An 11,288-nucleotide genomic window follows, 5' to 3' on the forward strand; every position below is an offset into this window, starting at 1 on the left:
TCCACCACTGCCGACAGCGCTTACAGTGGGCCTGATCAGGCAGCATCGAGGAGGCCAGCGTTGACCACCCAGCCGACCGTCGCCGAGCAGATCGAAGGCCAGACCATCCCCGCCCTGCTTCACCGCAACGCCCAGGAGTTCGGTGAACTGCCGGCGATCACGTCACTCGACATCGAGGGCAAGCCGACCCTGAACTGGCGTGAGTTCCGCACCGCCATCGCGGAGGTGTCGCGCGGACTCGCCGGACTCGGGCTCGGCAGCCGCGACCGGATGCTGATCATGGCACCGAGCAGTCCCGAGCACCTGATCGCCGACCTCGCCGCCGCCCATCTCGGCGCGATCCCGTGCACCGCGTACGCCACGCTCAGCCCCGAGCAGATCGGGTTCGTCGCCCGGCACAGCGCCGCCGGTGTCGTCGTGCTCGCCGGCGCGGACGAACTCGGGCGCTGGTCCCAGGTTCTCGACGACCTGCCCGCGCTGCGACACGTCGTCCTGCTCGACGCGTCCGTCATTCCCCAGGACGACAAGAGGTTCCTGTCGTTCGCCGACCTGCGGGCGGCGGGCGCCGAACAGCACGCGGCCGATCCGGCGGCGTTCGAGACGACGTGGTCCGCGATCACCCCGGACGATCCGCTGTCGATGATCTACACCTCCGGCACCACCGGCGACCCCAAGGGTGTCGTGCTGTCCCACGGCAACGCCATCTACCAGGCCGTCGCGGTCCAGCGGCTGCACGATTCGCCGATGCACGCCACGAACATCGCGTACCTGCCGCTCGCGCATATCGCCGAACGCGAACTGTCGATCTACATGCCGATCGTGTGGGCCGGGCACGTGCACACCGTCGGCGACCCGTCCGCCGTCGTCGGCGCGCTCGGCCAGGTGCATCCGAAGAGCTTCTTCGGTGTCCCGCGTGTCTGGGAGAAAATGGTGGCGGGGCTGAAGAACCTGCTCGGTTCGGTGCCGGAGGACAAGCGCGCCGCCCTGCTCGGCGCCAACGAACTGCTGCAGCAGGGCTACAAACTGCGCAGTGACGGCAAGGAGGTGCCGCCGGAACTGGCGGAGAAGATCGCGCAGGCCGACGCGGCGGCACTCGCCCCGGTGCGGGCCATGCTCGGCCTGGACCAGATCGAGGTCGCCTCCAGCGGTGCCGCCGCGCTGCCGGTGGAGATCCTGTACTTCATCGCCGGGCTCGGCGTCGAGATCCAGGAGGTCTGGGGCCTGTCCGAGACCACCGGCGCGGTCACCTCCAACACGCCGTCCGCGTTCAAGGCCGGTTCGGTCGGCCGTCCGCTCGAAGGCATCGAGGTGAAGGTCGCCGAAGACGGCGAACTCCTCGTCCGCGGCGCGATCGTGTTCCTCGGCTACCTGCAGGAGGACGGCTCGATCAAACCGGACGTCGACGCCGACGGCTGGCTCGCCACCGGCGACATCGGGACGATCGACGAACGCGGCTTCGTCACGATCACCGACCGCAAGAAGGAACTGATCATCACTTCGAGCGGCAAGAACATCGCCCCGACGAAGATCGAAGGCCTGCTCAAGGAACACCCGCTGATCGGGCAGGCGGTCGCGATCGGCGACGACCGGCCGTACGTCACCGCGCTGATCGTCGTCGACGACGAGATCGCGCCTGGCTGGGCGGCCGCGAACGGCGTCCAGCTCACCGAAGGCGAATCGCTCGCCGACAACGCGCGCGTGCTCGCGGAGATCGAGAAGGCCGTCGAGGCGGCGAACGCGCGGCTGGCGCGGATCGAGCAGATCAAGCGGTACCACGTGATCCCGAAGGCATGGACGCCGGAAAGCGGTGAGGTGACCCCGACGCTGAAGCTGAAGCGGCGGATCATCAACGACCGGTACGCGCCCGCGATCGCCGATCTCTACGCGGCAGCGGCCGAGCCGGAACCCGCTCCCGCCGCCGGCTCCTGATCCCGGCCGGTCCAGTCTCGTGAGTGGTAATGACGGTTCTAACCGTCATTGCCACTCACGAGCCCGGTCTTGAAAGGGTCGCCACCAGGGCACCGCCGCTGCTAATTTGCCGCCGTGGATCTCTTCTCCCGCTCTTGGGCGGCGCTCCTCGCCGCCGTCGCCGAAACCCCCGACGAAGACTTCGCCAAACCGTCCGGCTGCGCCGGCTGGCTGGTGCGGGACCTGGTGTGCCATCTGGTGATCGACGCCCAGGACGTCCTGATCACCCTCGCCACCCCCGCCGAAACCGAACCGACGCGCAACGCGGTCACCTACTGGGAGGTCACCGACAAACCGCCCACCGGCGAGGACGACCTCGACGCGCTGATCGTCCGGCTCGCCGCCGCGTACCAGGAACCCCGCTTGCTCAAGTTCCACCTCGACGACGTCGGCTCCGCCGCCGGCCGGGCCGCCGACCTCGCCGATCCGGGGATGCGGGTCGGCACCCGCGACATCGTCCTGTCCGCGGGCGACTTCCTTTCCGCGTACGTCCTGGAATGGACGCTGCACCACCTCGACCTCGTCGCGTATCTCCCGCACCGCGACGGCCCCGCCGCCGACAGCCTCGCCAAGACCCGGCAGATCCTGGAGCAGCGCACCGGGGAGAAGTTCCCGGCGTCGTTCTCCGACACGGACGCGCTCCTCGTCGGCACGGGTCGCCGCGAACCGACCGACGCGGAGAAGGCCGAACTCGGCGACCTGGCGGCGAAGCTGCCGTTCGTCGTCGGTTAAGCGGTCCGGGTGGACTCCGTCCACTTGCGCAGCCGGGGCGGGACACGCTTTTCGAGGCCGTAGTTCTCCAGATGCGCGCTGAAGACCTCGTCGAAGGCGCGCTGCACGGTCTCGGTGTCCCACACCGGCCGCTCGAGGATGGGCTGCTTCAGGTACGGCTGCCCCATGACGTGCAGCTGCGGCCCGTTGCAGCGGATCATCTGCCCGGTGATCCCGTCGGATCCGGCGCCGAGCAGGAAAAGCACGACCGGCGCGATCCGCGACGGCGTCCGGTCCGGCGGGCACGCCCGCAGCGACCGTTCGGACTTCCACACCATCCGGGTGTGCGCGAGCGGGCAGACCGCGTTCACCCGGATCCCGCTCTCCTCCAGGTCGAGCGCCCAGGAGTAGGTCAGTGAGGCGACGGCGCCCTTGCTGGCGGCGTAGACGCCGAGCTTGCGCTGCCCGAGCGACGCGCCCGACGAGATGTTGACGATCGAGCCGGGGGTGCCGCGCGCGACCATCGCCTTGATCGCGGCGAGCCCGGTGTACATGACGCCGAGGACGTTGACCTCGACCAGTTCGCGGGCCTGCTCGACGTCGTCCTCCCACGGCAGGGCCTCGTAGTTCAGGCCCGCGTTGTTGACCAGCCCGTCGATGGCGCCGAACTCGCCGACGCAGAGGTCGACGATCTCCCGCGCCTGCTTCGGATCGGCGACGCTGTGCCCGCTCGCGACGGCCCGGCCGCCGAACCGGCGGATGTTCTCCGCGGTCCGCTCGGCCAGCGCGGCGTCGACGTCGTTGACCACGACGGACCCACCCGCCCTCGCCACGTGCACCGCGAACGCTTCGCCCAAGCCCCGCCCCGCCCCGGTCACGACGACGGCCTTGTCGTCGAGCAAACCGTTCATCGCCTTCACCCCTTACCGCCCGGCCGGCCTCCACCTCCAGACCGGTCTCCCCTCAGTGTTGGCCCATTCAGCCCAATCGGGACGACGGCGGCGGCGAACGGCGGGCGAGCTGCGCCGAGCGAGTGCGGACCGATCGGCGCGCAGATACCCGCGCACGAGTCAGACCGGCCTCACCCACCGGTCAGACGGCGTAGCTCGATCGGCCTAACAGGCGAAGGATTCGCGGCTCTTCTGTTCGTCTCCCTGTAGCCAGAGGCATACTGAACGTTGTTCGGCGGGACATTAACTGTGACTCCCTCGTCGGCCGTGTACCAGGGCAGGCAAGAATGCGAGGGAGTTGAGTTCACCCGATCGGGGGGAGGTGGTCACGGAGTGAAGACGAACGCGGCGCCGCGGATGACCGCCGCCCTGGCGAACCGCGAGTTCCGCGCACTCTGGCTCGCCGAGGTGCAGTCCCTGATCGGGGATCAGCTCACCATCGTCGCGCTGGCGATCCTCGTCTACGACCGCACCGGCTCCGCCCTGCTGTCGGCGGTGGTCTACTCCCTGACCTTCCTGCCCGCGCTCGCCGGCGGTCTCGGCCTCTCCCAGCTGGCCGATCGCTACCCGAGGCGCACCGTCCTCGTCGTCTCGTCGCTGATCCAGGCGGTCCTGATCGGGATCATGGCGATCCCCGGCACCCCGCTCGCCCTGCTGTGCGGGCTGGTGGTGCTGGCGCGGCTCGCGAACGCGCCCGGCAACGCGGCACAGAACGCGCTGACCCGCGAGGTGTTCACCGACGACGACCTCTACCTCAAGAGCCAGGACATCCGGGGCATCTCGACCAACACCGCCATGCTGCTCGGCCTGGCGGGCGGCGGGTTACTGGTCTCGCAGGTGGGCGCGAGCTGGGCGCTGGCGCTGGACGCGGCGACGTTCCTGCTGAGCGCGGCCGTCGTCCGGTTCGCCGTCTCCCGGCGGGCGGCGGCGTCCGACGGCGGTGGCAGCTGGTTCGGCGCGGTGAAACAGGTCTTCGGCAACCGTCACCTGCGGGTACTGGTCTGGTTCTCGTGGCTGGTCGGCCTCGCCGTCATCCCGGAGGGACTCGCCGCACCGCTCGCCGCGGAGATGGGCGTGGGGAAACAGGCCGTGGGCTGGCTGCTGGCCGCCGACCCGCTGGGCTTCGTCATCGGCGCGTTCCTGCTGTCCCGGTTCGTGTCCGCGGAACAACGGCGAAAGCTGCTGGGTGTGCTGGCGGCACTGCCGATGGTCGCCCTGATCGCCTTCGCGCTCAAACCGGGGTTGATCCCGGCCTTGCTCCTGCTGGCGGCCGCGGGTGCGGCGGGGGCGTATCTGATCACGGTGAGCGCCACGTTCATCACCTGGGTCCCGAACGAGCTCCGGGGCGGTGCGGGTGGGGTCTATCGCACGGGGTTGCGGGTGGCTCAGGGCATAGGGGCGGGACTCGGCGGGCTCGCCGCCGATCGGCTCGGGGCGGCGACCTCGGCCATCGCACTGGCCGGCGTGGTCGGCCTGCTGCTGGCCGTCCTGGTCGCGCTCAGCTGGGGGCACATCAACGGAACGAGCCCGGAACCGTTGCTGTCATGACGAATCCACACTGGACGACCCCTGGGGCGGCACGGCCGCCCGGCGGGTTCGTACTCGGAAATCTCGATGACTGGACACTGCTTCGGCACCTGGGTCTTCGGTACATCGGCGAAAAGAAACGACTCTCGATCAGAAGTCACGGCTCGACACTGGCACACACCTCCCGGCCACCTCGCTGCGAACTAATACCTTGTCCGGGCTCAGAAGTCACGACTGGACACTATCCGTCACCCCTTCCACACCGCGTCTCGAAAAACATTCAGCCGTCAAGATCAGAAATCACGGGACACGATTGCCACCTCCGGTCCGTGTTCGCGGGCAAGGCGAGTCAGGGGCACACCCGTGCTGCCGGCCTTGCCGGTGCCGAACAACTGATGCGATGGGATGATACCGGCCGTGGAATACGAACGGTGTATCAGTCGGTACCGGTGAGATTACTCAGCCGTGCCGTCCGCGCGGAAAAGAGGTAGCAATTGCCAGCCGAGACCGGCGACCGCCGCCAGCACGGCGACGGCACCGGCGACCTTGACGGACGAGCGGCGGCAACCGCCGCCGGGAGCGGTGTACCGGTGACCGAACGCGGGCAGGCAAGCCCGGAAGGTGACCAGGCCGGACCGCCGCAACGCCATCCCTACGATCCCAGGGTGTGGGCGCTGTGGCAGCGGCCGAAACGGTTCATCGCGTTCCTTTTCGCCATGGAGGCGATCGGAATCGCGATCATGGTCGTCGCGACGACGAATTCCACGAATCCGGGAAAAATCGACTGGGTTCGGTTCGCGATTCTCGCCGTCGGGGCCACGGCGCATATTCAGCTGACCCAGCGGCAAGAGGAAAGGCGACGCGACCGCAGCCGTACCGTTCTCATCGACCTCACCGCCGTCTGGACATTCCCGGCCGCGGTGATCCTGCCGCTTTCGCTGACACTTTCCATCATCGCGCTCGTCCGAATACAGCATTGGTTCATCGCCCGGCGCCCGGCGCACAACTTCGTGTTCTCCTCGGTGACCCACGGCGTTTCGGTGACTTTGGCGTCGCTCACGTTCGCCGCGTTCGGACCGCATGAATGGGGCCGGATTTCCGGCTGGGGCACGGTCGGCGAATTCGGTGTCCTCATCATCACCGGGATGGTCTTCGAGGCGGTGCAGATCGCCTACATCGGCGGCATCCTCGCGATCGGCTCGCCGAAGCGGCCGTCGGTGTCGACCGTACTGGGCAACGCGGCGGACAACCTGCTGGAGGCCATCACGATCGGCCTCGGCGCGGTCACCGCGGTACTGCTGTTGATCATGCCACCGATGGTGATCGTGATGGCCGTGGTGACGGTGGTGTTCAATCGCCTCGCGGAGATCGACCAACTGCAAAACGACGCGCGGACGGACCCGAAAACCGGTGTTCTCAACATGCGCGGATGGTCGGAGTCGGCTGATCGGGCGCTGGGAAGGACCGCCCGATCGGACGACAACCTGGCCCTTCTGATGATTGATCTCGACCACTTCAAGTGGATTAACGACACATATGGACACCCCGCGGGCGACGACGTCCTCCGCGATGTGGCGCGGAAATTGGACGAGGTCACCCGGCCCGCCGACGTCATCGGCCGGTTCGGCGGCGAGGAATTCCTAGTCCTTCTGCCGGATATCGACGAAACGGCGGCGAAACTCGCCGCCGAGCGAGTGCGCACCGCAATCGCCGAACTGCATATAGTGACTACCGACAAACGAGGCAGCCGCGTCACCATCTCGGGCCGGACTACCTCGATCGGGGCGGCACTGTTCCCTCGTCACGGTGAATCCCTGGAGGAACTGCTGCACTCCGCGGACGCCGCCGTCTACGTGGCCAAGGAGAACGGCCGGAACCAGGTGCGGTTCGCCCAGGACGTCGACCGGCCGCCCTCTTCCCCACCCTCACCCCCGCACGCCGCCGAGAGCTGAAAGGGCCCTTCACCTCATCTCATGCGGCGAAGGCCCCTTCACCGCGTGAGATGCGAGGAAAGCGTCCTTCAGCCCTGGTCACCCAGCTGGGCGAAACCCGGGGGTTAGCCGGATGTCGGCCCCACTCGGCGGATGGCACCCTGGACGCCATGCCAGCGACAGCCGACGCCGACGCTCGTCCTGCCCGCATCAGGCGGCCATGGTCGACTTCGGGCTGGTTGCTGCTGGTCACGGTGCTGGTGTTCGGTTTCGGCCTGATCGCGTCGCGCCCCGCGTCGCCGCCGGACCAGGGACCACCGACGGGTGACATCCTCGCCGCGCAGAACACGGTCGACGCGCTGGTGCGCCCGGGCCCGGTCGAAGCGGCCATCGCCAAGCTTCCCGCCGACTTCACCGCGGTCAGCGGGATCACGCCGGGGGTGATGACGGCACGGGACGGCACCGTGCGCGCCGTCCACACCGACGGCGGCTGCTCGGCACCGTGGGGCGACGACAACACCAAATGGGACTACGCCGTCCCCTGCAAGGCCCACGATCTCGGTTACGACATCCTCCGCTACGCCGAACGCAAGGGTCACCCGCTCGGCCAGGAGGCCAGGGCCGCGCTCGACGACCGGCTCTCGTCCGACATGCACCACGCCTGCGTGCTCAACCCGATGGACTCACGCGGCTCCTGTGAGGTCGTCGCCTCCCTCTACACCGCCGGTCTCGTCCTCAACTCCTGGCACCAGCGCTGGGGGCCGCCCGTCGGCGACCCGCTCGGCCCGATGATCGTCGGGGTACTGGTGATCGGCGCGCTGCTGGTGTTCCGCCTCCGCGGCTGGGTCCGCACCCGCCGGACCGCAGTCGCCCTCCCCCGCGAGCCGCGGCCGGTGGCCCCGGTCGGCCGGTGGGCGCTGCTCGGCGTCGCCGGTGTCGTGCTGATGCTGCTCGGCGAATCCGCCGTCGCGCTCGCGCACTGGGCGGGCGCGCCGGAGCGGTCGTTGTGGCCGTTCACCTGGCTGGCCCAGCTCTGCCCGCTGATCTTCTTCGCGGTGGGCCGGATCAACGAGGCGGGCTGGCGCTCGATCCGCGCGACCGGCGGCCGCTATCCGCAGTACCTCGCCGACCGCGCGAGCCCGCTGCTGCGCCCGGCGCTGATCTTCGCCGTCGTCGCGCTGGTCGTCCCGCTCGCCCTGGAGGTGCTGGGGATCCCGACGGGCACGAACGCCACCGTCATGCGGATCGCGCTGCACCCGCTCTGGCTGCTCGGCGTCTTCCTCCTGACCGTCGTCCTCGCGCCGGCGCTGCTGGCGCTGTACCGCCGGACAAGGACCGCCTCCGTCGCCGGGCTGCTGGCACTGACCCTGGCGAGCGAGGCCGCGGCGCAGTGGTCGGGTTCGGCCATCCCTCGCTACGCGGAGACGTTGTTCCTCGCCCTGTTCGTCCAGCAGCTGGCCTTCGCCCACGCCGACGGCGTCCGCCCGACGCGGGCCGTTCTCCTGGCGACGGCGTTCACCGGTGCGGCCGGACTCTGTCTCGCGGTCGCCGTCCGCGGCGAGGGGACGATGCTGCTCGGCGGCCCCGGCGCCCCGGCCGCGCTGTCGGGTCCGCCGTGGGGAGTGCTCCTGCTCGGCCTCGTCCAGCTCGCGCTCCTCGGCCTGTTCGCGCGTCCGCTGGCCCGGCTCGGCGAACGGCAGGCGATCGCCGCCACCGCCCGCCTCGTCCTCCGCGCCCCGATGAGCCTCTACCTCGGCTTCCTGTCCGCGATGCTGCTGCTCGTGGCGGTCGTCTACCTGCCGGGCCCGGTCGTGGACGGGCTCAGCTGGCTGGCCCGGCCGAGGGTCCTGCTCGCGCTCGCGCTGCTGGCCGTGCCCGCCGCGCTCGTCTTCTGGTGGTTCGAACGGCATTCGGGACCGCAACAGCGGGCGGTCGACGAGCCCGGCCTGCGTGCCGCGGTGTTCTGCCGCGCCGCGGCGACGGTCGGGATGGCGTACGCGATGCTCGGCGTGTTCGGGTTCGCGCTGACCCGGTTCGGCGGCGCCTCGGCCGACGCCGACCTCCTCGGACTCCGGCTCGGACCGGTCCAGAGCCTCGTCAACCTGCTCCTCGGGGTGTATCTGCTCCACACCGTGCGGACCGGCACGAGCCGGATGACCGGGACCTGGCTGGTCTGCGCGATCGCGTGCGCGCCACCCCTGATGAGCGCCCTCGACGGCAAGCAGGTCAGTGCCGCGTCCGTCGCGCTGCCCGTCGCGACGATCGTCGTCGCGATGCTGGCCGCGGCCGCCACGCTGGTCCCGGCGCGGGCGGCCCGGCGCGTACTCCCCTGAGTCACACAGCGCTGACCAGGCATTCTCCGTACCATTGAGCGCAAACCGGTGGTGCGTGCCACATCTTCGGGGGGATGTGTAATCCTGCGACAACCCTCGACAGGCACCATGCGTCCCTTGAAGAGACCGTCAGCCGGTAACGAACAGAAGGAGCAGACCGCGTGGAGTACCCGCCTCGGAATGGGCAAGGGGACCGCCGTCCCGCCCGGCCTAGGCAGGACGCGCCCGGACGCGTTCCTCCTCGTCCGGCCCCGCCTCGTGGATCCCGCCCGGCACCCGCCCGCCAGGCCGCGGGCGCACCGCCCCGGCGCGCGCCCCGCCGGTCGTTCAGAGGGCCCAAGATCGCGCTGGGCCTCGTCTCGCTCCTGGTGATCGGGCTGACCGGGTACGCGTGGGCCGCGATGGACGGGCTGACCTTCGCGAACGTCGGCATCGGCTCCGACGAGGGCGACAAGCCCGCCGACGGCGCCCGCGACATCCTGCTCGTCGGCCTCGACAGCCGCACGGACGCGCAGGGCAACCCGCTGTCCAAAGAGGTCCTCGCGCAGTTGCGCGCCGGGCAGGCCGACGGCGAGCTGAACACCGACTCGCTGATCTTCGTGCACATCCCGAACGACGGCTCCAAGGCCGTCGCGATCTCGCTGCCGCGTGACTCCTATGTGGACATCCCCGGCGGCTACGGCAAGCACAAGATCAACTCGGCCTATGCCCGCGCGATGCTCGACGAGCGCAAGAAGCTGCAGGCGAACGGCGTCTCCGACCCGAAGGAACTCGACCAGAAGGCCAACGAGGCCGGGGCGAAGACGCTGATCAAGACGGTCGAGAAGCTGACCGGCTCGACCATCGACAACTACGCCGCGATCAACCTGCTCGGCTTCAGCGAGATCACCCAGGCCATCGGCGGGGTCGACGTCTGCCTCAACGACGACGTCAACGACCAGTTCTCCGGCGCGAAGTTCAGCAAGGGACAGCACACCATCTCCGGTGTCGAAGCGCTCGGCTTCGTCCGCCAGCGCCACGGGCTGCCGCGCGGCGACCTCGACCGGGTCGTCCGCCAGCAGGTGTTCATGGCCGGGATGGCGCGCAAGGTGCTCTCGGCGGGCACGCTCACGAACCCCGGCAAGCTCAACGACCTGATCACGGCGATCAAGAAGTCCGTCGTGCTCAACCAGAACTGGGACGTCTTCGGGTTCGCGCAGCAGATGAAGAGCCTGACCGGCGGCCAGCTCGAGTTCCGGACGATCCCGATCGTCAACATCGAGTACAAGACCCCCGAAGACGGCGTCGCGATCCAGGTCGACCCGAAACAGGTCAAGGACTTCGTCCAGGGACTCGCCGGCCCGCAGCCCGGCGAACAGGCGCCGCCGCCCGCCGAGTCGCCCAACAAGGCGACCACGGTCGACGTCCGCAACTCGACGACCAAGGACGGACTGGCCGCGACGGTGCTGAAGCAGCTCGTCGACAAGGGCTTCACCGCGGGCGACACGGCCACCGCCAGCGCGCGCAAGAAGACGGTGGTCTGGGTCGCGAAGGGCCAGAAGGAGGCGGGCCAGGCGGTCGCCGACGAACTCGGCGGCAACCCGACCGTCCAGGAGGACAAGAGCGTCGAAGCCGGGCACGTGATGATCTTCCTCGGCTCGGACTACAAGCCGTCGAGCGGCGCTCAGGGTTCCGGCTCGTCACAGAACGTGGCTGGCTCCTCGGCCGCGGCCCCGCCGCCCGAGCAGTCCGACGAGAAGCCGATCACCGCCGAAGGCGTTCCCTGCGTCAACTGACGTCCACATCGGTCAGGCGTACGCCGCCACCAGGTGCTCACGGCTCGTGAGTGGTAATGACGGTTCTAACCCTCATTACCACTCACGAGCCTC

Annotated in this window: 8 protein-coding genes; 6 read left to right on the forward strand and 2 right to left on the reverse strand. The window is 69.3% G+C overall.

All coding sequences use genetic code 11. From position 1 onward, the window contains the following. Window positions 1-60 precede the first annotated feature (60 nt). Both L324_RS13225 and L324_RS13230 read left to right on the forward strand, forming a co-directional pair. The gene (locus L324_RS13225) at window positions 61-1,929 is read left to right on the forward strand and encodes an AMP-dependent synthetase/ligase (protein WP_037306809.1); all 1,869 of its coding nucleotides are present in this window, start codon (window positions 61-63) and stop codon (window positions 1,927-1,929) included. 114 nt (window positions 1,930-2,043) lie between these two features. Beyond that, the gene (locus tag L324_RS13230; protein ID WP_037306811.1) at window positions 2,044-2,700 is read left to right on the forward strand and encodes a maleylpyruvate isomerase N-terminal domain-containing protein; all 657 of its coding nucleotides are present in this window, start codon (window positions 2,044-2,046) and stop codon (window positions 2,698-2,700) included. On the opposite strand, the gene L324_RS13235 is transcribed toward L324_RS13230, so the two are convergent. Continuing rightward, entirely contained in the window at window positions 2,697-3,590 is an 894-nt protein-coding gene (locus L324_RS13235) for an SDR family NAD(P)-dependent oxidoreductase (protein WP_037306877.1), read from the reverse strand. The two genes, L324_RS13230 and L324_RS13235, sit on opposite strands and share 4 nt — an antisense overlap. A gap of 372 nt (window positions 3,591-3,962) precedes the next feature. On the opposite strand from L324_RS13235, the gene L324_RS13240 reads away from it, so the two are divergent. Continuing rightward, window positions 3,963-5,177 carry an MFS transporter gene (locus tag L324_RS13240; protein ID WP_152546819.1) on the forward strand — a complete coding sequence of 405 codons (1,215 nt, stop codon included), beginning with the start codon at window positions 3,963-3,965 and terminating at the stop codon, window positions 5,175-5,177. 434 nt (window positions 5,178-5,611) lie between these two features. Here the strand turns inward: L324_RS13240 and L324_RS43555 are convergent, their stop codons facing one another. Then, the gene (locus tag L324_RS43555) at window positions 5,612-5,806 is read right to left on the reverse strand and encodes a hypothetical protein (RefSeq protein WP_235783511.1); all 195 of its coding nucleotides are present in this window, start codon (window positions 5,804-5,806) and stop codon (window positions 5,612-5,614) included. A 24-nt stretch (window positions 5,807-5,830) separates the two neighbouring features. Between L324_RS43555 and L324_RS13245 the strand changes: the two genes are divergently transcribed. The 3 genes from L324_RS13245 (at window position 5,831) to L324_RS13255 (ending at window position 11,195) form a co-directional block, all read left to right on the forward strand. Next, on the forward strand, window positions 5,831-7,108 hold the full coding sequence (locus tag L324_RS13245) for a GGDEF domain-containing protein (RefSeq protein ID WP_438938451.1): 1,278 nt from the start codon (window positions 5,831-5,833) through the stop codon (window positions 7,106-7,108). Window positions 7,109-7,257: 149 nt separating this feature from the next. After that, complete coding sequence (locus tag L324_RS13250) at window positions 7,258-9,420, forward strand: phospholipase A2 (RefSeq protein ID WP_037306815.1); 2,163 nt, start codon at window positions 7,258-7,260, stop codon at window positions 9,418-9,420. A gap of 161 nt (window positions 9,421-9,581) precedes the next feature. Further along, a complete protein-coding gene (locus L324_RS13255) occupies window positions 9,582-11,195 on the forward strand; it encodes an LCP family protein (protein ID WP_037306817.1) in 1,614 nt (537 codons plus the stop codon). Window positions 11,196-11,288 lie beyond the last annotated feature (93 nt).

This window comes from Amycolatopsis orientalis DSM 40040 = KCTC 9412, from assembly GCF_000478275.1.
GTDB lineage: Bacteria > Actinomycetota > Actinomycetes > Mycobacteriales > Pseudonocardiaceae > Amycolatopsis > Amycolatopsis orientalis.